Origin of the sequence: Candidatus Thiodiazotropha endoloripes (genome assembly GCF_001708965.1) — a bacterium.
Lineage (GTDB): Bacteria > Pseudomonadota > Gammaproteobacteria > Chromatiales > Chromatiaceae > Thiodiazotropha > Thiodiazotropha endoloripes.
In genome coordinates this window covers 549,670-572,830 of the sequence record NZ_LVJW01000006.1, presented here as the reverse complement: position 1 = coordinate 572,830, position 23,161 = coordinate 549,670, and the positions used below count along the sequence as shown (strand labels likewise).

Here is a 23,161-nt window from a genome sequence, read left to right as displayed (position 1 = left end):
AGGCCCAAAACAAGAGGACATAAAAAAACCCGCCGGAGGGCGGGTTCTTTCCAGGGATTGCACAAGATCTATTTGATCTTGGACTCCTTGTACATCACGTGCTTGCGTACCTTGGGATCAAATTTCTTGATCTCCATTTTTCCAGGCTGGTTACGCTTGTTCTTGGTTGTGGTGTAGAAATGTCCGGTCCCGGCGCTCGAGACAAGTTTGATTTTATCACGCATGACTCATTGCTCCTCAGATCAGATCTTTTCGCCACGGGCACGAATCTCGGTAAGAACCGTATCGATGCCCTTTTTATCGATGATGCGCATACCCTTGGAAGAGAGACGCAGACGAACCCAGCGGTTTTCACTCTCGACCCAGAACCGGTGCGTATGCAGGTTGGGGAGAAAACGGCGCTTGGTTTTATTGTGCGCATGGGAAACGTTGTTTCCCGTAACCGGGCGCTTTCCGGTAACTTGGCAGACTTTTGACATCGTCAAAACCTCAAAATTTGGTTATCCCTGGGGGCGAAAGGCGCGTATTTATATCAGAGTGCCGGCTTTGAAGCAAGGGAATTCCATGAAATGTTGGGTCTGGGTAGTGCGAATCCTGGTGCCTCTGCTCGAGACTGGGGTGGAGCGGCAGCTATCGAGGATAACAGACGACTCAGATCATCCCCCGTTCAGCCAGTGAAGTGGGTTCTCCTTCGCCGATGATGAAGTGGTCCAGCACCCTGATATCCACCAGTGCCAGGGCGCTCTTCAGCTGATCGGTGATGGCCCTGTCGGCCTGACTGGGTTCAACCACGCCGGATGGGTGGTTGTGAGCGAAAATCAGTGCCGCTGCATTGTGTTGCAGTGCCCTTTTCACCACCTCCCGCGGATGTACACTGGCACCATCGATTGTACCGCGAAACAGCTCTTCATAGCAGATGACCCGGTGACGGTTGTCGAGAAACAGGCAGGCGAAGACCTCATAAGTATAGTGACGGAGTTTGCAGTGGAGATAGTGGCGGGTCTGTTGCGGGTTGGTCAGGCTGTCGTTCTGCTGCAGTTGCTCATGAAGATAACGTCTAGAGATCTCAAGGGAGGCCTGAATTTGGGCAAACTTGGCCACTCCCATCCCTTTGGCCTGGCAGAAGCGGCTTTGGTCAGCACGCAGCAGTGCACCAAGACCACCGAATTCACTAAGCAGGTTTCGGGCGAGATCCACGGCCGTGAAGCCTTTGATGCCGGTGCGCAGAAATATCGCCAGCAGTTCCGCGTCGGACAGGCTTGCAGCACCCCCGTTAAGCAGTTTTTCCCTTGGGCGATCGTCGCAGGGCCAGTCGGTGATGGGCATCCAGACCTCCGTGTCTGTGTATTGAAGTTGATTTGGGATGATAGCCGGTTTACTGCTGCAGGTGCATCATTATTTTCTTATATAACACGGATTTATTAACATTTTCAGGTGCATCGGGTAATCTTGTCTGAATGAGCGTTTGGTCTAGGCATAAGGGATGAGCTGTCTGAAGAATAAAAAGATCCTCCTCGGGGTAACCGGAGGCATTGCAGCCTACAAAAGTGCTGTACTGCTGCGCGGATTACTGAAAGAGGGGGCCGAGGTGCGTGTGGTGATGACCGAAGCCGCCCGGAGTTTTGTCACACCACTGACTTTTCAGGCACTGTCCGGTCATCCGGTCCATACTGAACTACTCGATCCTGAGCAGGAATCGGCCATGGATCATATCAGTCTGGCACGCTGGGCGGAGTTGGTGTTGGTGGCTCCTGCTACGGCCAATTTCATGGCAAAGCTGGCCTCCGGGCAAGCTGATGATCTGCTGACAACCCTCTGTCTTGCGACGACGGCACCCATTTCAATCGCACCGGCGATGAACCATCAGATGTGGCTGAATCGGGCAACCCAGGAGAATCTGGAGAAGCTGCTTTCCAGAGGGGTGGTCTGCTGGGGACCAGCCGAGGGGGATCAGGCCTGTGGTGAGAATGGGCCGGGCAGAATGGTTGAGCCTGAGTTGTTGCAGCAGCAGGTTCAGCAATTTTTCACCCAAGGGGCTCTATCCGGTGTGCGGGTATTGATGACCGCTGGGTCTACCCGGGAACCGATCGATCCGGTTCGATTCATTGGCAACCGTAGTTCAGGCAAGATGGGTTATGCCTTGGCTGAGGCACTGAGTGAGCAGGGGGCAGAGGTAACCCTGGTCAGTGGTCCGGTGACGGTGTCGCCGCCCGTGGGCATCACACGCATCGATGTGGAACAGGCCGAGGAGATGCGTCAGGAAGTCATCAATCGGGTTGCGCAAGCGGATATCTTTATCGGTGTTGCTGCGGTGGCAGATTATCGACCTAGCCAGGTCGCGGATGAAAAGATCAAGAAGGATAGGCAATTAGTCACACTGGAACTCGTCAAGAATCCGGATATACTCGCAGAGGTGGCCAGTCTCGATGGTGCCCCGTTCTGTGTCGGTTTTGCAGCTGAGACAGAAAATGTGGAAGCCTACGCCGAAGCGAAACGACAGGCCAAAGGATTGGATCTGATCGCAGCCAATCAGGTTGCCGCAAAAGAGGGTGGTTTCGAGTCGGATCAGAATGCTCTGTTGCTGTTATGGCAAGGGGGGCGGGAAGTTCTGCCCATGATGTCCAAGTATCAGCTGGCAAAACAGCTCGTAGAACGGATTTCAGAACAATATCATGCCAGCCGGCAAGAGCTGGTGAATACTGAATAGAATTCAGGGTTAAATATGGTTTTCGCTAAAAACAACGGGGAGCAGATGGCTAAACAAGGAAGTGGACGTTCAGTAAAAGGTTATTGGACGATAGGCGTGTTAGGGATCTTGGTTCTTGTTGCTGCCAGTTGGGCGGCAAACTTCTACCTGACTGACAATGCAAATCAGATAAAACAGCGGCATCAGGCTCAAACCCTTGCTGAAGTTCTCGCGAGAGGTCTCAGTGCAAACATCCAACAGCGTACGGATCTGATCAACAGTCTGGCCAATCAGGAGATGATCGCTACCGTACTTGACATGGATGACCCCCAATATCTGAGCCTGGAACAGCAACGATTGGCGAAACTGGTGCCTGGCGCGCTTTTGGTTCGCTTACTGCCGTTGGGGTTCAGTGAGCCGGATACAAATGCAACGCCGAATATGGGATATGCTTCCCTGCTGTTGCTCAGACAAGCCGAAAACAGCTCTCAAGCCATTGCTGCGGAACTGCATCAGTTTGGCACCCCGCATCAACATATTGCCGTTGCCTCCTCGGTCCGGAATCAGGCTGGAGAGGTAAAAGGTGTCCTGCATGTGGCCTATCCCACTCAGGAGATTCAAAGTCTGTTGGATTCATTGGGAAGCTTTAGCGGCCGCATCGAATGGCAACAGGTGATTTCCGGCAAGCCACCACTGACCCTTGCCGCCAAAGGTGGCACTTCTACATCAAACACACAGCCTGATGGGGTGATATCGATTGCTGGCAGTATCTGGCAGATAGCCTACTGGGGTTCTGTCGGTACAGTATTGGACCCTGTCGCATTAGGTCTACAGGTTGCACCGGCAGCGATCCTGTTCCTGCTGGCTGCTCTATTGCTGATGATGCTCTCGCAGCGGATGAGCAAAGCCTTGAAGACGGATCAGACCAGTATCCTCTCCCTGGTTGAAGCCCTGGTGGTTGGTCGCCCGCCGAAATCCCAAGCCGCTCTGTTGAGCGATCTGCAGCCAACCTTGGATGTGATGGAACATCAGATCCGGGAGTATCGAAGCAATCAGGCCGGCAAGGGTGCTACCCGGACAGCGACCAGCTCAGGTCAAGCGGAAATGGGAATCTCTGTAGAAGAGGGTCTGCCGGCCGTACCGACGGGCCCTGAAGCGGAAGCTCTGGCTCCCAAAGTTGATATCTCCGCAACGATCTTCCGTGCCTACGATATCCGTGGTGTGGTTGGAGAGACATTCTCAGAAGATGTGGTTACCTTACTGGGTCAGGGGTTTGGCAGCGAGGTGTTTGAAAGGGGCCATAATGCCGTGGTGGTGGGCCGTGATGCCCGCAGTTCCAGTGAAAGCCTGCAGAGTGCCCTTATTCAGGGGCTGCAGAGTAGCGGTCGGGATGTTATCGACCTGGGATTGGTGCCGACTCCCCTGCTTCACTATGCGGTGCAAGAGCTGGATGCGGAGTGTGGTGCCATGGTCACCGGAAGCCACAATCCCTCTCAATACAATGGATTGAAAATGATCATCAGTGGGGAGAGTCCATCTTCCGAGGCTATTCAGGGGCTTCGCCGTCGCATCGATGCGGATCAGCTGCTGGTGGGCGAGGGTAGTTTCGATTCCAGGGATATTATCGAGGATTACATCGAACGAGTGGTCTCCGATGTGCGTATGGGGCAGGCCCTGAAGGTGGTCATAGACTGTGGTAACGGCGCAGCTTCGGTGGTTGCGCCGGAACTCTATCGTCAGCTCGGTTGTGAAGTGGTTGAACTCTATTGCGATGTCGATGGTGACTTCCCCAATCATCACCCCGATCCAGGTGATCCAAACAACATGGCCGACCTGCAGAAGGCTGTGGTCGATCACCAGGCCGCATTGGGTATTGCATTTGATGGGGATGGTGACCGCATCGGACTGGTGGATTCTTCCGGAAAGATCATCTGGCCAGACCGACTGCTGATGTACCTGGCGATTGATGTGCTGACCCGGGAGCCCGGTGGGGACATCATCTACGATGTGAAATGCACAAGACACCTGGCGAATGTCGTGCTCTCCAATGGCGGTCGGCCGTTGATGTGGAAGAGCGGTCACTCCATGCTCAAACAGAAGATGAAGGAGACCCATGCACTGCTGGCCGGTGAGTACAGTGGTCATATTATCTTCTCCGAGCGCTGGTTCGGTTTTGATGATGGCATCTATACCGGGGCCAGATTGCTGGAGATTCTCTCACTGGATTATCGTACCAGTGCTGAGGTGTTTGCAGAGCTGCCGGAGAGTCTTTCAACGCCAGAATATGTCGTGCGTCTCGATGAGGGGCATGCGGAAACAGTGATGGAAGCCATTGATCTGCTGCCGGACATTCCCAATGCCAGAATGGTGAAGATCGATGGTCTGAGGGCCGAATTCGAGCAGGGTTGGGGATTGGTGCGTGCGTCAAACACCTCGCCGGCATTGCTGTTCCGATTTGAAGCGGAGTCGGAATCAGAGCTGGATAAGGTCAAGGGGGTCTTCCGCGAGCTGGTCAACAAAGTCGATCCCCAGCTTGAATTACCGTTTTAATCATGTGTATGACGCCAGGGCCTGTTAACACTAATCCAATACGCCCTGCTGGGACTGTTTTTGTGCCCAGCAAGGCAGAATGAGCGTAGTGTAGTTATTCTACATGAGCGAATGATAACGCCGCTGGGCGCAACAGGGCGTATTGGATTAGTGTTAACAGGCCCTGGATTATTTGGCATACTGTTAAGTTTCCTCTGAAAGTAGTCACCTTAAGATGAGTCTATCCACCGATCAGGCGCAGAATGTCGCCCATGTACTAACCTCAGCCCTGCCCTACATCCAGCGTTTCAGCGGTAAAACCCTGGTCATCAAGTATGGTGGAAATGCCATGGTTGATGAGGCATTGAAAAACAGTTTCGCCATGGATGTTGTGTTGCTGAAACTGGTGGGTGTCAATCCGGTGGTGGTTCATGGTGGTGGCCCTCAGATCGGCGATCTGCTGAAGCGATTGGGTAAGGATTCACAGTTCATCGAGGGTATGCGGGTCACTGACAGTGAGACCATGGATGTGGTGGAGATGGTGCTGGGTGGCTTGGTCAACAAGGATATTGTCAGTCTGATCAACCGGGCCGGAGGCTCTGCCGTCGGATTGACCGGCAAGGATGGTGACCTGATACATGCAAAAAAGATGGTGATCAGCCGCCGAGGCCCTGAGCTGGATGTTCCTGAAATTATCGACATCGGCCACGTGGGTGAGGTTGAGAGTATCGACGTCAGTGTGGTTAACATGCTGGTGCAGGGTGACTTCATTCCTGTTATAGCGCCGATTGGCATTGGCAAGGATGGTCATTCCTACAACATCAATGCGGATCTGGTGGCCGGCAAAGTGGCTGAGGTAATGCAGGCTGAGAAGCTGATTCTTTTGACCAATACACAGGGTCTGCTCGATAAGGATGGGGGGTTGCTTACCGGCCTGTCTGCTGAACGGGTGGATGAGCTGATCGAGGATGGCACCATTCATGGAGGGATGCTGCCGAAGATCACAACCGCCCTGGAAGCGGTCAAGGCGGGTGTTTCAACCTCGCATATCATTGATGGCCGCGTTCCTCATGCGGTACTGCTTGAGCTGTTCACGGATGAAGGCGTGGGAACACTGATTCGGCGCCGCTGATGAGTAAACAGACCAAGGTTCCCCGCAGACAGTTGATTCTTGAAGCGCTGGCCCGGGAGCTTGAACAGAATCCTGGTGATCGGATTACAACCGCCTCGCTTGGTCGGGCGGTTGGCGTATCCGAAGCTGCGCTTTATCGTCACTTTGCCAGTAAGGCAAAGATGTTCGAGGGCTTGATCGATTTTGCTGAAGAGAGTGTCTTTTTACGGATCAATCAGATCCTTAAAGAGCATGAAGATGCTGAAACCCGATGTGCCCAGATACTCTATCTGCTGCTGCTCTTCTCTGAGCGCAATCCAGGCATAACCCGGGTCTTGCTGGGTGATGCGTTGGTTGGTGAGACGGAGCGACTGTTGTCCCGGGTTGGGCAGTTTTTCGAACGTCTTGAAACCCAGCTCAAACAGGTGCTGAGAGAGGGTGAGCTGCGCAATGAAGGTAGGCCATACGCTCTGGACAGTGCCATTTCTGCGAATATGATGACGAGCTTGGCAGAGGGTTTGATGCATCAATATCTGCGCAGTCGATTCAACATATCACCGCTACAGCATTGGCAGACCCAGTGGCCGCTGCTAGCCTCGACCCTCTTTCCGAATAATGCTCCCGACCGCTGACATGAAGGTATTGTCGGGCTAAGCGGATATGATTGCAGTGATTACTGAAGCAGGGCCTGTTGGAACCCTGCTTTTATCTGCATAACTTCCGGTGTCTTTTCGCAGGCCATATTCCGCGTAGGATCCTTTTTGCACTGCAGATCCATGAAGATCACTGTACTGCCTTTTTTCGGGTCCTCGATTCGCGACATTGAGATACTGATGTCACCCTCTTTCACCGGTTCTGCGGTGATGACAATGTTTGCGCCATCGATTTTCACGGCCGTTGTGCTGTGCTTTTTAAGATACTGCTTGGCCAGTCTCCAGGGTTTGTTACATGCCATATCCGACTGGCAGTTGAAGACGTTCTGTAGAGCATCAATGAAACTCTCATCCGCCTCCTCGATTGGGTTGGTGGTGCTGTTGAGCTTTTTCAGTTCACGAAAGCGCTTCAGATCCATGGCAAAGGATTGGCGAATGCGGTTCTTATGGTGTTCCCGGTCGATGATTGAACTGTAGGCATCCTGCAAGGCCTGGCGTTTGACATCGATGTCCTTCAACATCTTTTTCGATACCGGTTTACCGCTCAGCTCTCTTTGAGCGGCAAACTGCTCCATATCATCGAGGGTCGATTTCAGACGTTTGATATTCGACTGAGTGACACGAATATGGGTCTCCACGGCCTGCAGCTGACCGTTCCGGGTCATTAAGATATCGTCTTCCGTACGGAAGGTTCTTAGCAGTACACGATCCAGCGCCTGCTGCTTTTCCAGCACCCGCTGACGCTCGAGCCTGAGACGCTCCTGCTCTTGCTCCTGCCTTAGCTCCTCATCCGATTTCGCCGCATCCACCTGTTTGACAGTGATGCCTTGCTGATCCAGATGGGATCTCGCCCGATGGGTCTCAGAGGGGGGGAGCTTGTCTGAATAGTGGGTGCGTCCTTCGTCATCCACCCACTTGTAGAGCTTTCCCGCGTAACAACTGAGTGACAGATTGAAGCACAAGAAGATAATAATACCGAGATTTTTCAAACCCATATCCACTGAAAATTCTGACTTATCGAATATACACCAACTTCGATTATACTGCTCGACTCATCTCATAAGATAGCTGCTTTGTGGAACAGTTCACCCTTTTAATTATTTCTATTCTGGCAAATCTCTTCTCCGCCTTCTCCGGCGGTGGTGCCGGTTTGGTTCAATTACCCGCCTTGATATTCCTTGGATTGCCCTTCGGTATCGCCCTGGCGACCCATAAAGTGGCCTCAGTGGCCCTTGGCATAGGTGCCACCATAAGGCATTTGCGGGAAGAGGGATTGGAGCGACAGTTTGTCATCTTTATGCTCAGTGCCGGATTGCCCGGGGTAATTATCGGCGCCAGTCTGATTCTGCAGATCCCTGACCGGATCGCTGAAGTGGCGTTGGGAATTCTGACTCTGGGCTTGAGTCTCTACTCGTTCATGAGTCCCCAACTGGGTCAGGAGTATCGGGCGATTCATAGAGACTGGAAGGGGATGCTCTATGGGGCTGTTGGGCTGTTTCTGATCGGCATTCTGAACGGTTCACTCACCTCGGGTACCGGTCTGTTCGTCACCCTTTGGCTGGTTCGCTGGTTTGGGCTCGATTACCGACGTGCAGTCGCGCATACCCTGGTGCTGGTTGGCGTTTTCTGGAATGGAACCGGCGCCATCACACTGGGAATACTGGGAGAGATCTGGTGGCAGTGGTTACCGGTGTTGATTGTCGGTTCACTGATTGGCGGTTATCTCGGCGCCCATCTGTCAATTGCCAAAGGCAACCGATGGATCAAACGTGGATTTGAAACGGTAACCCTGCTGGTGGGGATCAAACTGATTGTGGGTTAGATGTTGAGTGTCTATGAGGTCTGCAGGTATCTCCGGCAAAGGTGCTGCCAGAGATCCTGAGTAACTATAGGAGATCGGCCATTAGGGAAAAGGCACTTACTAAAGCACTAAAACTCATTGTATCTCGTTTTATCAAAGGGTTTTGGTGGGGCCATGCCCCACCAAATAGTGATTAAGTAAGTGCCATTCACCACTAGAGCCGATTGGATTAGTGTTAACAGGCCCTAGACACCATAGGTTTGGCGATAGGCCTGAATCCGCTCAAGGTCCGTTGCGGAGTCCTCTTTCTGTTGCAGATACTCGATCAACTGTTCTAGCCTGACAATGGCGCTGACCGGCAGACCGTAGTCAGCTTCGACCTCCTGAATGGCGGATCGCTCACCCTGTCCTCTCTCCTGTCTGTCCAAGGCAATCACCACACCGGCCGGAGTGGCCTGCTCACGCTTGATGATCTCCACAGACTCACGTACCGAGGTGCCGGCCGAGATTACATCATCGATGATCATGATTCGGCCTTCCAGCGGATGTCCGACGATGACTCCCCCTTCACCATGATCCTTGGCCTCTTTGCGGTTGAAGGCGTAGGGCAGATCCAGGCCGTGCTGATCGTAAAGGGCGGCTGCCGTTACCGCCGCCAGAGGAATGCCTTTGTAGGCCGGTCCATAAAGCACATCGAATTCAATCCCGGAGTCAACGATGGCCTGGGCGTAGTAGCGCCCCAATCTTGCCAGACTGGCACCGGTGTTGAATAAGCCCGCATTGAAAAAATAGGGGCTGACACGACCGGATTTCAGAGTGAATTCACCAAATCGTAGCACCTCGACATCGAGTGCGAAGTCCAGAAACTCCTGTTGATAATCCTGCATGATTGAATACCTGTTTTGAGCGAGGTGCGCATTGTAACCCATTCTTAACCCCCTAGGGCCTGTTACCACTAATCAGGGGTAGTCCGGATTATCTCAAAATAGGCGCTTGCAATGAGACACTATCCAGGTAGCAGCCTATAATGGCTGATCTTTCCACATATAAGAGGTTCCTGTGCTGACCGCCGGCAAACTATCCGATTGGCGCCAAACGCTCTCCATCTATTGGCAGCCGGGTGTACGGAATATGCTCTTTCTCGGCTTCTCTGCCGGATTGCCCCTGTTGCTGGTATTCGGAACCCTCTCTTTTTGGCTGCGTGAGGCGGGTATTGCCCGCTCAACCATCGGTTTCCTGAGCTGGGTGGCGCTGGCCTATGGTTTTAAATGGGTTTGGGCACCACTGGTGGATCGTATGCAACTCCCCTGGTTGACCCGGCGATTGGGGCGTCGTAGAGGCTGGATGATTTTCGCCCAGGGGCTGGTGATCCTCGGGCTTTGTGGTCTGGCACTCTCCGATCCATTGCAGGGTGTCTACACATTTGCCCTGCTCGCCCTGTTGGTGGCTTTCGCTTCTGCCACACAGGATATCGCTATTGATGCCTATCGAATTGAATCCGCCGAGGTCAAACTGCAAGGTTACATGGCAGCCAATTATATGATCGGTTACCGCTTGGCGATGATCGTCAGTGGCGGCGGAGCCCTGGGTATAGCCGGTTGGATTGCGCCTGAGGCAAGTGGCTATCAATTACATGCCTGGACAGTTGCCTATCTCTGTATGGCATTGCTGATGTTTATCGGTGTGATTACCGTATTGTTGATCGCGGAACCGGATGTGCAACCTGATCGTGACACCCTGGCACAGGAGGCCAAGGCTGAAAAGCTGATCGAGCAACAGCAATGGATGCCGGGACGACTGCGTCAGTTTGCCGAGTGGATGTTTGATGCGGTGGTCAGTCCATTCGTCGACTTCATCAGACGCTATCAATGGCAGGCGGTACTGATACTGGCACTGATCGCGACTTATCGTATTTCTGATGTGGTTCTCGGAGTTATTTCGAGCGTTTTCTATGTCGACCTGGGTTTCAGCAAGGGTGAAGTTGCTCTGGTGGTCAATGTATTCGGGATTGCGATGACCCTGATTGGTGCGGTTGTTGGTGGCATGCTGGTAGCCCGATACAAGGTGATGCCGATACTGCTGTTGGGTGGGGTGCTGGCTGCAGCAACCAACCTGCTGTTTGCCTGGATGGCCAGTGTGGGGCACAACGTGGTTTTTCTGACCCTGGTGATCTCTGCGGACAATTTAAGTGCCGGCCTGGCGACCGCCGCCTTTGTTGCCTATCTATCGAGTTTGACCAATGTCTCCTATTCGGCAACCCAATACGCTCTGTTCAGTTCAGTGATGCTGCTGTTACCGAAGTTTATCGGCGGTTTCTCGGGGCTGATGGTGGACAATATCGGCTATACATCATTCTTCATGATTACCGCATCGATGGGTATCCCGGTAATCGTGCTGATTCTGTTGGCTATGCGATACTTGCCGGCTGTTGGTGTGAAACCGAGTGAGTCAACGGCTTGAGGTGAAGCAGTGTTTGGATTTTATAGTATTCAAAGGTTTTGGCCCGTGCTTTGTGGGAGTGAACTGAATGGTTGAGCAGGGTAGTTATCTGGCCGCCTTTGTTGTCGGATTACTGGGAGGTGCCCACTGTGCCGGTATGTGTGGCGGTATTGTCGGTGCATTGACTTTCGGTCTACCCGAACCGATCCGAAATCGTTTACTACAGACTCTGCCCTACCAGTTGGGTTACAACCTGGGGCGTATTACCAGCTATGTGATCGCCGGTGCGGTTATGGGCGGGCTGGGTCTATTACTGGCGCAACTGGTACCTGTCTATGCCGCACAACAGGTCCTGCTGGTGATTGCATCCCTGTTCATGATCATGCTGGGACTCTATCTGGGAGGCTGGTGGTTGGGCCTGTCCCGAATTGAGCACCTTGGCAGTCGGCTGTGGAAAAGCATCGAGCCCTATGCACGTAAGCTTTTACCGGTGAAAACACCTGCTCAGGCCTGGGTGCTGGGTTTGGTATGGGGTTGGATCCCCTGTGGTCTGGTCTACAGTATGCTGATCTGGACAGTTTCCGCAGGTGGGGTGATGCAGGGGGCAGGACTGATGTTGGCGTTTGGTCTTGGTACCTTGCCAAATCTGTTTGCCATGGGCATGGTGGCCGGCTCTTTGGCCAGATGGTTCAAGGATATCCGCATCAGAAAGGTGGCTGGATTGATGGTAATCCTGTTCGGTCTGGTAATGCTCTATCGCGCATTTTAATGGTACATCTGAAGCAGTGGATGATGCTGTTTGAAAAGCTTTCAGGACTGTTGGTTCAGTCCTGAAAGCAGTCTGATCAGCTGAGATGATCAGTTGTACTGCTCAGTCTTTAGTCGATATAAAAATCCTGGCTCAACTTGGCAGTGTAGAAGCGTTTCTCACCTCTTGGCTGTACTTTGATCTCGAAATTCAGTGTCTCTTGGTCTGCAATGCGAAATTCACCAATGTAGTAGACCGCATCGCCCTCAGTGACCTTCCGCATCGGGATGCTGATCAGCTGACCGCGAATATTGTTCGCTTTGGCCATGACCACAGCTTCTGAAGAGGTGCCGATGGTTCCTTCAACTGACTTGATGATGCTGACATTCAGCATACCTCTGTATTTACTGCGCTGAATACCGTATTGACGGGCAACACCGGGCTCCAGTGAGGCACTGGGTATGGCATTGTGGTGAATGGTGAATCCTGGAATGGCTGTACTGTTTTCAGCCAGAACAGGGAAGGTGAACAGTGATAAAAGCACTACTCTGGCTAAAAGGTTGAATACGGACATATAAACTCCTCCACTTGTGCCGGCCTGTTTGGCCGGTCTAGGTTGTGATAGCCCCTAAGCTAGGTTGACTCTTTTCTGCCGGTATAAAGTGGATACGTGATCTGCTGTCGAGCAGATTCACCCGCCACAAGGATCAGGGCATGAAAAACAGTTTAGACGATCAGGACCTGAGGGTGAAGTGGAACAGAGTATGCCTGTTGGCGATGAGTGCTGAGATTGAGTCTGCTGGTTAAGAGGACCATCCAAAACCAAACAAGCGCTCACCTCAGATAGGAGAGCGCTTATTGACTGTTATTAAATAACGCTTCTGCTTTGCTTAGCCGACGTTCTGCTTGACCAGGGTTGGTTTCTGTCGCTGCGCATGGTGCAGGGGCCGGCTGTTGCTCAGTCGGTTCGACATATTACGCAGTGCGGTCAGCTGTCTGGCGAGCTCGGTATACTGCTCCTGCAGCTCCAGAATCCGATATTGCAGGGTATTGCGGGACTGGCCGATCTTCTGCAGATTGGTCAGACGTTTCTCCATCATCTCCTTATGATCCTTGATCTGGATAACCAGTGGTTCCAGTGTGGATCCGAGCCACTGGTTGATCTCTTCGTCGGCCCGTTTGAAGATATCATGAGCCCGTTTGACCAGTGCTGAGAAGAATCTTTTAACCACAAAGTTCTGTTCCATCATGGCTGTTACCGGGCTGTTTCTGAAGATCTCCGCTTCCTGATGAAGCAGTTCCAGTTCAACGCGATACTTCACGATTGAGAACATCTTCGGCTGCACAACCGCAAAGCCGTGTTCATTCTGAAATTTGCGGTAGATAGCACGAATCAGCTTTCGGGTCTGTTCACTCTGATTGACCACCTTGAGCATGGTGCGGCGGGTCTCATCGAAGAGGTTTTTCATCGAGTTCTTCATGCCGCTGGTGGTCCAGCTGTTGGTCATATCCTTGCGTGATTGTTCGATGGTGCCCTCTAATGCTTCGAGACTGAGAATCTCAGTAAGCAGATTGGCCTGCTGCTTTAGCTGTTTCCTGCTCTGCTGGAAGGTGTCCACGTCCCGTAGGTATTGCGCCTGCTCACTGCGGGTCTTTTCCATCAGATTGGTGATTACGTCATCACTTTTATCGCTGAGCTCTTCAAGCTCCTCGAGCTGGTATTTGGTGTCATTCAGTTTGCCGGAGAGCATACTGCGGCTGTTGTCCAGCATCTGACCCACATCGGCACTGACGGTATCGAGAATGATCTGCTGTTTGATATTCAGAACGTCCTGGCCAAGGTAGTTCTCCAGGTCGAGCAGGGCGCTTTTCTCAAGCAGCTGTTTTTCGCCTTTGATTTTAGCTAGCAGCCCCTTTTGCGCAGAGATCGGGAAGACAACATTCGGTTCAACACCTAACAATTCAGCTGTATTGGTCTGCTGGTTGCGGATCGCCTCATGAATGTCCTCATGCTCTCTGAGATCGTCCCACAGGGTGTCTATCTTGTTCAGCACCACCATCAGGCCACGTTGCCGGCCGGTCTGGAAACCCTTGATATGGTGTTGCCAGATCTCCATGTCGCTGCGGGTCACGCCGGTATCCGCGCCAAGTACAAACAGTACGGCCTGTGCGGCGGGTAACATGTTGAGCGTCAGCTCAGGCTCTGTTCCCAGTGCGTTGAGTCCGGGGGTGTCGAGAATGGTCAGGCCTTTTTTCAGCATCGGGTTGGGGAAACTGATCTGTGCGTGACGCCATTTTGGGATCTCGACAGTTTCAGGTGGCTGATTCTGATGCGGATGCAGGTCCGGACTGTAGAGACCAAGATGTTTGGCCTCCTCCAGGGGGACCTCTTTGGTCTGTACCACTTCGCTCAGAGCCGCCTGCATCTGCTCTACGGAGTCGGTCTCCAAGGGATAGTGGACCCACTGCTTGGTATCGTGCCTGAGCTGGGACAGGGTATTGTCCTGCAGACGGGTTTCGATGGGCAGCAGGCGTACATAGGCCTCATCCCGCTCGTCATCATAAAAGATCTCGGTCGGACACATGGTGGTGCGACCGGCGTCCGAAGGCAGCAGTCGGCGACCGTAATCGGCAAAAAATATGGCGTTGATCAGTTCAGTCTTGCCGCGGGAGAACTCTGCAACGAAGGCAATGGTCAGCTTATCGTTTTTCAGCGTACCGAGAGTATGATTGATGCGCTGCTGGATATCCTCGGAGGACATGCCGTTCTCTTCCAGCCAGGGACCATACTCCTCAATAGTGTTGATGATATCCTTTTTCCACTGCTCGTAAGCTTGTAACTGTTCTTGAAATCTTACTTTTTCCATGCACTAGCCCCAGTCTCACATTAGCCGGAAGGAGTATTCCACTATCCGGTTCAGCTGTAGGAATAATAATACTAGAGGAACAAGCCTGGTGCCATAGCCCCAGTCTCACTTCTCAATTTCTATCGGCAGACACCCTGGGGACTTTAGTTTCAGGCACTTACTACGGGAGCTCTCTCCGGAGAGCAGTTCGATTCTGCTGCGTGGCAGGTCGAAAGTCTTGGCAATGAACTTCAACAGCCGGTCGTTGGCCTGTCCGTCCACGGGTGGGGCGGTAATCGACACTTTGTACTGATTATCCCCGTAGGGGCCTATAAACCGGTCCCTGGAAGCCTTTGGCTGTATCCTCAGGCGCAGAATCAGATCATCCTGCTGCCATTGGTACCAGCTCATTGAATGAGGCTGGTGGTGAGTTGCTGCAGGGGCGGAATGAGAAGCATTTTGAGCAGTACCAGGCCGATCATTACCAGCATCGGTGAGAGGTCAAGGCCACCGACTGGTGGCAGCAGTTTTTGTGCAGGTCGCATAACCGGTCCTGTGAGACTGTAGAGCAGGCTCACCGCCGGATTGTAGTTACCGGGACTGACCCAACTGAGAATCACCTGGATCAGTACGGCAAACAGAAAGATGTTGATGGTCAGTTCGATAAGTTCAGGGATGGCCAGCAGCAAAGGGCCCAGCAGGCTGGCGCTTTGTCCTGCAATCAGGATCACAATAAACAGTTCCGCGGTCTTCAACACCCAGGCGAGGATCAGGGATGAGAGATCGATGCCGCCAAACCCGGGAATCACCCGGCGCAGCAGTTTCAGCGGTGGATTGGTCACTTTGACCAGGAACTGAGAGATCGGGTTATAGAAGTCCGCTTTCACGATCTGCAGCAGAAACCGCAGCAGAATGGCAAGAATGTAGAGACCGAACAGGGTCTGAACCAGAAACACCACTGGGTTGGTGAGATAACTGCTACCCATTTTCTTTATGTCCTAGTAGATCGGAGAGTTCCCGGGAGCGTTCTGCCGCACCCTGCAGAGCCTCATTGAACAGTGTGCGCAATCCCCCCGCTTCGAGGATGCCCAATGCCCGTTCCGTGGTGCCGCCGGGAGAGGTCACTTTCTGCCTCAACAGGGCCGGGGAGTCGCTGCTTTCGATCGCCATACGGGCTGCGCCCAGCGCGGTTTGCAGGGTCATCAGCCGGGCACTCTCCTCATCCAGCCCCAGGGCTCTGGCCGACTCCTCCATGGCTTCCATGACCAGGAAGAAGTAGGCAGGCCCGCTGCCGGAGACCGCCGTTATGGCATCGATCAGGGATTCATCCTCCACCCAGCGGGTCATTCCGACGGCGCGCAGAATGCTCTCAGCCTGATTTCGCTGATGCTCGTTTACCGATGCACCCGCATAGAGTCCTGTCGCACCGGATTGAATCATCGCCGGTGTGTTGGGCATGCTGCGTACCAGCGGCAGCTCTGAGCCGAGCCAATCGGCCAGTGCACCAGCTGTGATTCCCGCCGCAATAGAGATGACCAGGGGTTTGTTTTGCTGCAGCGCCGGGGCCAATGCCCGGGCCACTGGCTCCATGATCTGGGGTTTGACGGCCAGCACTACGATTTCAGCCTGAGCCACGGACAGATTGTTGTCCGGTTCGGTGGTAACGCCATAGCGGGCGGCCAACTGGCTCAACTTGTCCAGGTCTGGATCACTGACAGTGATCGCCCGATTCTCATATTCGTCGGCGATCAGGCCGCCGATCAGGCTGGTTGCCATGTTGCCGCCACCGATGAATGTAATTTTATCGCTTTTCATGCTGCGGTTCTGTCCGTATGGATTTTGTACAGGTGCCAAGTGAGGCTTCTACTATTGTCACTTAACATGGGGCACCACACTAGTTATAGTTTCGCGGGCCAAAAATTGCGGTGCCGATTCTGACGATGGTCGAACCTTCGCAGATTGCATCCTCCAGATCGTCAGACATTCCCATGGATAGGGTGTTCAGGGGATTATCCGCTGTCTTCAGCTGGTCACGCAATATGTGTAACAGTTTCAGTGACTGCTTGGGGTCTTCAGTCTCTGCAACCGGTGCCGGTATGGTCATCAATCCCCTGACAATGATCCTGTCCAGCTGTTGGTAGGCGGGTAGCAATTGTGCCAGCTCTTCTGGTGAGTGCCCGTCCTTACTCGCCTCGCCACTGGTATTCACCTGCAGGCAGATGTTCAGGGGCGACATCCCCTCCGGGCGCTGTTGACTCAGGCGGGTGGCGTGTTTCAGGCTGGCGACACTGTGTACCCAGTCGAAGTGTTCGGCGATCGGCCTGGTTTTGTTGCTCTGGATACGGCCGATAAAATGCCAGCAGAGGTTGAGCTCGGCCAGTTGCTCGATTTTACTTATCGCCTCCTGCAGGTAGTTTTCACCGAACATTCTCTGGCCCAGGACGGCCAGTGCGCGAATCTCCTCGCTGCTGCGGGTCTTGCTGACGGCCAGCAGCTCCACAGAGTCGGTTTCCCGCTGACAGGCTGCGGTTGCCTGCTGGATGCGCTGCTCTACAGCCTCGAAGCGTTGTCGCAGTTGATCGGGAGTTGATACGGTGTTGTCTGTCACGTTCGTCTTCAGGCCTATGCCTTGTTTGCAGGGCGAAAAGTTAATTGTCAGGCGGTTTGGTATATCATTAATCCCGTAGTACGTTCTACACTGCAAATGCGGTCAGGCTGATGCCATTTCAAGTCCAGGCGCCGGTTAAATATATCTGTCTGGATGTCGATAAGGGGATAATGGCCGTCCGGCTGGAGATAGAGTACCACGATTTGCGATCAACAATGGTAGGCTTGACAAGCCTGAGTACAACGGGGGAATGAATGGATATCGCTGAACTATTGGCCTTCAGTGTCAAACACAACGCATCTGATTTACACCTTTCCGCTGGTTTGCCGCCAATGATCCGTGTAGATGGAGACATTCGCCGCATCAACGTTCCGGCGCTTGAACATAAGGTGGTGCATGCCCTGGTGTATGACATCATGAACGACAAGCAGCGAAAGGATTTTGAAGAGTTTCTGGAAAACGACTTCTCCTTTGAGATCCCCGGGCTTGCCCGCTTTCGTGTCAATGCCTTCAATCAGGCCCGTGGCGCATCCGCGGTATTTCGTACCATCCCCTCCAAGGTGTTGACCCTGGATGATCTGGGCTGCCCTCAGATCTTCAGGGACATTGTCGATGTGCCTCGTGGACTGGTGTTGGTTACCGGCCCGACAGGTTCCGGTAAGTCGACGACGCTTGCCGCCATGATGGACTACAAAAACGACAATGATTACTCCCACATTCTTACCATCGAAGATCCGATCGAATTCGTCCACAGCAGTAAAAAGTGTCTGATCAATCAGCGTGAGGTCCACAGGGATACCCTGGGTTTCGCCGAAGCTCTGCGTTCTGCGCTACGTGAGGATCCGGATATCATCCTGGTGGGTGAGTTGCGTGACCTTGAAACCATCCGTTTGGCACTGACAGCGGCCGAGACCGGCCATCTGGTATTCGGGACTCTGCACACCAGTTCGGCAGCGAAGACCATCGACCGTATCATCGATGTGTTCCCGGCTGGTGAGAAGTCGATGGTTCGCTCCATGCTTTCCGAGTCTTTGCGCTCGGTGGTCGCCCAGACCCTTCTGAAAAAGATCGGTGGAGGTCGAATCGCCGCCTGGGAGATTATGGTGGGTACACCGGCGATCCGAAATCTGATCCGTGAGGATAAGGTGGCGCAGATGTATTCAGCGATTCAGACCGGTCAGGCGGCAGGCATGCAGACCATGGACCAGGCGCTGAAAGAGCTGGTACAGAAGGGTGTGGTCAGCCGTCTGGATGCCAAGGCAAAAGCGCAGAACAAGGATCAGTTTTAGTCTGATGTTGTATCATTAATACAATCAGGATTAACAATCACTCTTGCAGGTAGAACCCCAGGGTCGATTGAAATCGTGTCAACAGGCCCCAGGCTCTCGTCCCAACAGCTGACGCTTTGGGATCAGCCTATGAATACGAGTGTAAAGAGGACAAGACTATGGAACTGAACACACTCCTAGCCATGATGGTCAAGAACAAGGCCTCGGATCTCTTCATTACCGCTGGACGGGAGCCTTCAATCAAAGTTGATGGCAAGATTCATCCGGTCAACAAGACGGCACTGACCGCTCAGCAGACCAAAACACTGACCTACAGCATCATGACCGATGCCCAGCAGAAAGAGTTTGATGAAACCCATGAATGCAACTTTGCCATCAGTGCAAAAAAGGTTGGTCGGTTTCGTGTCAGCGCCTTTGTCCAGCGGGATGCGGTGGGCATGGTACTGCGACGTATAGAGACCAATATCCCGAGCCTTGAATCCCTCTATCTTCCTTCAATACTGCAGGATCTCTCCATGGCCAAGCGTGGCCTGGTGATCTTCGTCGGGGCGACGGGTACCGGTAAGTCGACCTCTCTGGCCGCCATGATCGGCTATCGAAATAATCGTGGGGACGGCCATATCGTCAGCATTGAAGATCCCATCGAATTCATGCATGACCACAATCAGTGCATCATCACCCAGCGGGAGGTCGGTATCGATACCGAGTCCTATCAGGTGGCACTGAAGAATACCCTGCGTCAGGCCCCTGATGTTATACTGATTGGCGAGATTCGTACCCGGGAGACCATGGAACACGCGATTGCATTCGCTGAGACTGGCCATCTCTGTCTTTCAACCCTGCATGCGAACAATGCCAACCAGGCGCTGGACCGGATTATTCACTTCTTTCCAGAGGATCATCGGGAACAGATATTCATGGATCTGTCGCTGAACCTGAAGTCGATCGTGGCTCAACAGCTGATACCAAAAGCTGATGGTAGTGGTCGGCGTGCAGCGATTGAGGTATTGCTCAATACACCCCTGGCTTCAGAATTGATCCGTAAAGGTGAGATTCACAAACTCAAAGAGCTGATGAAGCGATCTAACGAGCTTGGCATGATCACGTTTGATCAGCACCTCTATCGACTCTATGAAGAGGGGGTTATCAGCTACGAAAACGCACTGGCTCATGCGGATTCGGCCAATGATGTGCGCCTGATGATAAAGCTTGGGGCCAGCCAGACCAGCGACTCGCTGGTTGACGGACTGAACGGAATCACCTTGATGGATGGCAAGAGTTGAGCAATCCAGTCCGCAATTGAACGCCACTAACAGTCGTCAAGCGATGGTGTTGATTTGCGGACTGGTTTAAGAAGCTAAGTGGTTAAGGTATGAATGCCTCAGCTAACTCATACTGCCTTTCAGATTCGTTGGCCAACCCACCTTCATTGTTCAGAATCATTTCGCAGTTCTTAGCCATCCTTGCCTGCATGGCGGCGCGCCAGGCACCTTTGCTCTCATCGGGTTCATCAGGCGCAAGCGAGGCTGCCGCAGCGGCAGCGACAAAGTGTTCAGCTTGAGCTGCCCAGTCAGCATCCCGGCCGCATGCGGTATAGGTTTGTGTGGCAAAGCTTTTGACTTCTTTGTATGCAGCTTCGATCTCCTGGGGATTCAGCTCCGGATTGGTAGCGGCCTGAACGGCTCTGGAAACCCTTGGGTCAGCACTCAAATGTTCGACACTGGCCACAAACTTACCCGCCAAGGCGCGTTGTTGTGTCGCTGAGAGCTGGCCTATGGCATCGCGAAGACTTTGATCATTGGTAATACGGCTTGGCATGGGATACACCTCCAGAACAAAAGCCCAGATCATGAAGAGAGATTTCCATCTCGTCGGTACATCTTAGAATTTCATCCCGCATCTACTGATGATCCAGATCAGTGAATCCGGTATTTACACAGAATTATGTTAAGTGTGTGTGGCGTAAGCTTGCCAGATTACTGAGTTAAGGTATTAATCAAATTAATCAGTAACCCATTCAGCTGGGGTAGATCATAAATGATACTTATTGCGAATCTTGGGTTTCGAACAAGGCCAAGATTTCGTTGTGCTGATTTTTTGTTGCCCAATCCAAGGCGTTCATATGATCGAAGTCTTTGAGAGTGGTGTTGGCGTTATGTGCAAGCAGGACTGCTACCGAATCTGTGTGTCCCAGTTTTGCTGCCCAGATCAGCGCGCTCCAACCGCCTGTTGTCTCAATTTGGTTGACATCCGCGCCATGGCTTAACAACAGCTCGGCGATCCGGTGATGGTTATTGGAAACTGCCAGCATCATGGCTGAATAACCACCCTTATCGACCTGATTAACATTGGCTCCTGCATCGAGCAGACGTTGAGTCGCTTCCAGATGACCATTCAGCGAGGCTTTCATAAGTGGCGTCCACATACAGGCATCCTGCACATCCACGGGGCTCTGATCCTCAATCAATTTGCGTATGGTTGGTAGGTCGCCGGCTTCAGCAGCAACGATCAACGGCGGATTTGCTGAAAATTCAGCGTCTGAAGCATCAGAGTTATGCTCAGAACAGCCACTGACAAGCAGGAGGATTGTGAGTAGTAAGGTAAACTGTTTCATATTGAGAGGGAGTAGTGGAGTACACCGTTATTCTCAATATTCCGCTCTATGGATCAATGCGTAATCGCAATAGGCGAGTTACTTCTCTGGATTGTTTTTTGGATTGATAAAATGGTTGGGAAATGGCGTGATATTGGAATCCGCATCAATCTCAATGATCTTACCCGGGCCATGCTCCTGTTTTTCCACCTCATCGATACGGATCACGGAGTGGATCGGTATGCGGGTTCGTTGCACGCCTGAGAACTCCTCTTTCAATTTCTCAGCCGATGGATCCACGACCAAACTGCTGGTTTCCTGAAAGATCAGATCCTCAACCTCCACGAAACCATAGAGCTCACCCTGGCGAACGGTGCGGGCGAAGATTTCGTAGACTTTCCCCTGATTTAAAAAGACGATTTTAAAAAGGCGCATGGGGAGTAGATCGGCTCCTGAGAGAGAAATGGCAGCAGATAATAGCTGATGTTCTGGCCTGAAGATAGCTTAATTCATCAACAGAAAATTTCCACTTATGAGTGGCGGCAGGGTAGGTGATGGATGGAGCCGATGGGCGGAATTGAACCGCCGACCTACTGATTACGAATCAGTTGCTCTACCGACTGAGCTACACCGGCTGAAGGCGGGCAATTATAGACCTATCTTGATCACGTGGTCTAGCCTGTATTATCTGGACGTATTCATGTGTTCTGGGCTTAACTATCGGAATTTATTATTAAAATCTTTTCGCATCAAGGCTGTAAGGTTGGCTTGGAAGTACTGGTGGCCGTTCTAGGACAATGTCTGCAAGAAGACGGCATGAGGCTGGGCCAAGTACAACACCGTTACGGAAATGACCTGCATTAACATAGAGACCAGAGATTTCTGGCAGCTCTCCAATATATGGGATACCTTTGGGTGAACCTGGTCGCAGTCCTGCCCAATGGTGCTCAATTTCAGCATGGGCCAATTCCGGAAAGTGGTTCAGAGCGTAAGTTTTGAGTTCCTGCTTTGCCGCTTCTGTTGTGGTTTTTTCAAACCCTCTGTGTTCCAGCGTGCTGCCAACCAGAACCCGGCCATCACGTCGGGGAATTACGTAGCGGTCCTGGTGGAGTGTGATCCGGGTAATCCTTTCAGGCTGATGTTTGAAAATAATCATCTGCCCAAGTACCGGTTCGATCGTGGGTGGCGTGGCAAGTGATTGCAGTAGCGTTCGGCTCCAGGCGCCGGCACAGATCACTACCCGGTCAGCTTCGAATCGCTGTTTGTCAGTTTCAACCCCTTTGACCTGTCTGTTTTCTACGATTAACTCATCCACTTTGCAATGCTGGTGGATTTGAACTTTGTCATTGATGGCTTTGTAAAGGGATTGGGTCAATCTGGGGTTGCGTACTTGGGCAACATCGGGCATCCAGATGCCTTGCTTGGCGTCAATCTCCAGTGTCTGCTCATAACTGGTAAGATCGCTACCATCAATGAGTTTGAGATTTTGTTTGCGGTTGAATGACCAATCCACGGCCTTGTCGATATCTTCAGGATCAATGATCAACAGTCCACTGATTGTGTACTCTGGATCGATACCTGAGGCTTCCTTCAGTTCCTCAGAAAGGGATGGATAGGATTGCTGACTCCAGGCTGCCAGGTCATTGACGGAGTTGGTATATCGCCAAGGGTAGAGCGGGGAGATGATTCCCCCACCGGCCCAGGAGGATTCCCGGCCAATACGACTCTGTTCGAGTAAGGTGACATCCATGCCTGCAGCAGAGAGTTCCCGTGCAGTGAGCATGCCGATGATCCCGCCACCAACGATGAGACAGTCTGTCATGTTAGCTTTATCGCCTTTTGATTCAGGGGCACAGGA

At 52.6% G+C, this 23,161-nt stretch carries 24 protein-coding genes and 1 tRNA gene; 9 read left to right on the top strand and 16 right to left on the bottom strand.

The window, feature by feature from the left end:
• Positions 1-68 precede the first annotated feature (68 nt).
• The 3 genes from rpmG to radC form a co-directional block, all read right to left on the bottom strand.
• Complete coding sequence (gene rpmG / locus A3193_RS13165) at positions 69-224, bottom strand: 50S ribosomal protein L33 (protein WP_068990016.1); 156 nt, start codon at positions 222-224, stop codon at positions 69-71.
• 18 nt (positions 225-242) lie between these two features.
• Positions 243-479, bottom strand: a complete 237-nt coding sequence (gene rpmB, locus A3193_RS13160) for a 50S ribosomal protein L28 (protein ID WP_069003779.1) — start codon at positions 477-479, stop codon at positions 243-245.
• 172 nt (positions 480-651) lie between these two features.
• On the bottom strand, positions 652-1,326 hold the full coding sequence (gene radC, locus A3193_RS13155; protein ID WP_069003780.1) for a RadC family protein: 675 nt from the start codon (positions 1,324-1,326) through the stop codon (positions 652-654).
• 157 nt (positions 1,327-1,483) lie between these two features.
• Between radC and coaBC the strand changes: the two genes are divergently transcribed.
• The 4 genes from coaBC to slmA all read left to right on the top strand — a co-directional run bounded on the left by coaBC (position 1,484) and on the right by slmA (position 6,958).
• Positions 1,484-2,707, top strand: coding sequence for a bifunctional phosphopantothenoylcysteine decarboxylase/phosphopantothenate--cysteine ligase CoaBC (gene coaBC / locus A3193_RS13150; protein WP_069015045.1), 1,224 nt, complete (start codon positions 1,484-1,486; stop codon positions 2,705-2,707).
• A gap of 96 nt (positions 2,708-2,803) precedes the next feature.
• Entirely contained in the window at positions 2,804-5,236 is a 2,433-nt protein-coding gene (locus A3193_RS13145) for a phosphomannomutase/phosphoglucomutase (RefSeq protein ID WP_069019430.1), read from the top strand.
• A 214-nt stretch (positions 5,237-5,450) separates the two neighbouring features.
• On the top strand, positions 5,451-6,347 hold the full coding sequence (argB, locus tag A3193_RS13140) for an acetylglutamate kinase (protein WP_069003783.1): 897 nt from the start codon (positions 5,451-5,453) through the stop codon (positions 6,345-6,347).
• Positions 6,347-6,958, top strand: a complete 612-nt coding sequence (slmA, locus tag A3193_RS13135; RefSeq protein WP_069015043.1) for a nucleoid occlusion factor SlmA — start codon at positions 6,347-6,349, stop codon at positions 6,956-6,958. The genes argB and slmA overlap by 1 nt, the downstream gene beginning before the upstream one ends.
• Positions 6,959-6,999: 41 nt before the next feature.
• On the opposite strand, the gene A3193_RS13130 is transcribed toward slmA, so the two are convergent.
• Positions 7,000-7,968 (bottom strand): DUF4124 domain-containing protein, encoded by a 969-nt coding sequence (locus A3193_RS13130; protein ID WP_162272432.1) that lies wholly within the window; start codon positions 7,966-7,968, stop codon positions 7,000-7,002.
• Positions 7,969-8,054: 86 nt separating this feature from the next.
• On the opposite strand from A3193_RS13130, the gene A3193_RS13125 reads away from it, so the two are divergent.
• Complete coding sequence (locus A3193_RS13125; RefSeq protein ID WP_069003786.1) at positions 8,055-8,801, top strand: sulfite exporter TauE/SafE family protein; 747 nt, start codon at positions 8,055-8,057, stop codon at positions 8,799-8,801.
• Between the two features lie 224 nt (positions 8,802-9,025).
• Here the strand turns inward: A3193_RS13125 and pyrE are convergent, their stop codons facing one another.
• Positions 9,026-9,667, bottom strand: coding sequence for an orotate phosphoribosyltransferase (pyrE, locus tag A3193_RS13120; protein WP_069003787.1), 642 nt, complete (start codon positions 9,665-9,667; stop codon positions 9,026-9,028).
• Positions 9,668-9,839: 172 nt separating this feature from the next.
• On the opposite strand from pyrE, the gene A3193_RS13115 reads away from it, so the two are divergent.
• Complete coding sequence (locus A3193_RS13115; RefSeq protein ID WP_069003788.1) at positions 9,840-11,240, top strand: AmpG family muropeptide MFS transporter; 1,401 nt, start codon at positions 9,840-9,842, stop codon at positions 11,238-11,240.
• Between the two features lie 67 nt (positions 11,241-11,307).
• Entirely contained in the window at positions 11,308-11,988 is a 681-nt protein-coding gene (locus A3193_RS13110; RefSeq protein ID WP_069003789.1) for a sulfite exporter TauE/SafE family protein, read from the top strand.
• Between the two features lie 109 nt (positions 11,989-12,097).
• Here A3193_RS13110 and A3193_RS13105 read toward each other — a convergent pair whose 3' ends face one another.
• The 6 genes from A3193_RS13105 to A3193_RS13080 form a co-directional block, all read right to left on the bottom strand.
• Positions 12,098-12,541 carry a DUF4426 domain-containing protein gene (locus A3193_RS13105; RefSeq protein WP_069003790.1) on the bottom strand — a complete coding sequence of 148 codons (444 nt, stop codon included), beginning with the start codon at positions 12,539-12,541 and terminating at the stop codon, positions 12,098-12,100.
• A 316-nt stretch (positions 12,542-12,857) separates the two neighbouring features.
• Positions 12,858-14,834 (bottom strand): dynamin family protein, encoded by a 1,977-nt coding sequence (locus A3193_RS13100; RefSeq protein ID WP_069003791.1) that lies wholly within the window; start codon positions 14,832-14,834, stop codon positions 12,858-12,860.
• 105 nt (positions 14,835-14,939) lie between these two features.
• Positions 14,940-15,224 carry a DUF167 family protein gene (locus A3193_RS13095; RefSeq protein WP_069003792.1) on the bottom strand — a complete coding sequence of 95 codons (285 nt, stop codon included), beginning with the start codon at positions 15,222-15,224 and terminating at the stop codon, positions 14,940-14,942.
• Positions 15,221-15,799 (bottom strand): YggT family protein, encoded by a 579-nt coding sequence (locus tag A3193_RS13090; RefSeq protein ID WP_069003793.1) that lies wholly within the window; start codon positions 15,797-15,799, stop codon positions 15,221-15,223. The genes A3193_RS13095 and A3193_RS13090 overlap by 4 nt, the downstream gene beginning before the upstream one ends.
• Positions 15,792-16,628, bottom strand: coding sequence for a pyrroline-5-carboxylate reductase (proC, locus tag A3193_RS13085; protein WP_069015041.1), 837 nt, complete (start codon positions 16,626-16,628; stop codon positions 15,792-15,794). The genes A3193_RS13090 and proC overlap by 8 nt, the downstream gene beginning before the upstream one ends.
• Positions 16,629-16,707: 79 nt before the next feature.
• Entirely contained in the window at positions 16,708-17,421 is a 714-nt protein-coding gene (locus tag A3193_RS13080; RefSeq protein ID WP_069015040.1) for a YggS family pyridoxal phosphate-dependent enzyme, read from the bottom strand.
• A gap of 254 nt (positions 17,422-17,675) precedes the next feature.
• Between A3193_RS13080 and A3193_RS13075 the strand changes: the two genes are divergently transcribed.
• The gene (locus A3193_RS13075) at positions 17,676-18,710 is read left to right on the top strand and encodes a type IV pilus twitching motility protein PilT (RefSeq protein ID WP_068990062.1); all 1,035 of its coding nucleotides are present in this window, start codon (positions 17,676-17,678) and stop codon (positions 18,708-18,710) included.
• 158 nt (positions 18,711-18,868) lie between these two features.
• Positions 18,869-19,993 (top strand): PilT/PilU family type 4a pilus ATPase, encoded by a 1,125-nt coding sequence (locus A3193_RS13070; protein WP_069003796.1) that lies wholly within the window; start codon positions 18,869-18,871, stop codon positions 19,991-19,993.
• A gap of 82 nt (positions 19,994-20,075) precedes the next feature.
• On the opposite strand, the gene A3193_RS13065 is transcribed toward A3193_RS13070, so the two are convergent.
• The 5 genes from A3193_RS13065 to thiO form a co-directional block, all read right to left on the bottom strand.
• A complete protein-coding gene (locus A3193_RS13065) occupies positions 20,076-20,528 on the bottom strand; it encodes a hypothetical protein (RefSeq protein WP_069015492.1) in 453 nt (150 codons plus the stop codon).
• A gap of 226 nt (positions 20,529-20,754) precedes the next feature.
• The gene (locus A3193_RS13060; protein WP_069015039.1) at positions 20,755-21,324 is read right to left on the bottom strand and encodes an ankyrin repeat domain-containing protein; all 570 of its coding nucleotides are present in this window, start codon (positions 21,322-21,324) and stop codon (positions 20,755-20,757) included.
• A gap of 78 nt (positions 21,325-21,402) precedes the next feature.
• On the bottom strand, positions 21,403-21,738 hold the full coding sequence (locus A3193_RS13055) for a DUF1820 family protein (protein ID WP_068990075.1): 336 nt from the start codon (positions 21,736-21,738) through the stop codon (positions 21,403-21,405).
• A 124-nt stretch (positions 21,739-21,862) separates the two neighbouring features.
• A tRNA-Thr gene (locus A3193_RS13050) sits at positions 21,863-21,938 on the bottom strand.
• Positions 21,939-22,036: 98 nt separating this feature from the next.
• On the bottom strand, positions 22,037-23,125 hold the full coding sequence (thiO, locus tag A3193_RS13045; RefSeq protein WP_069015038.1) for a glycine oxidase ThiO: 1,089 nt from the start codon (positions 23,123-23,125) through the stop codon (positions 22,037-22,039).
• Positions 23,126-23,161 lie beyond the last annotated feature (36 nt).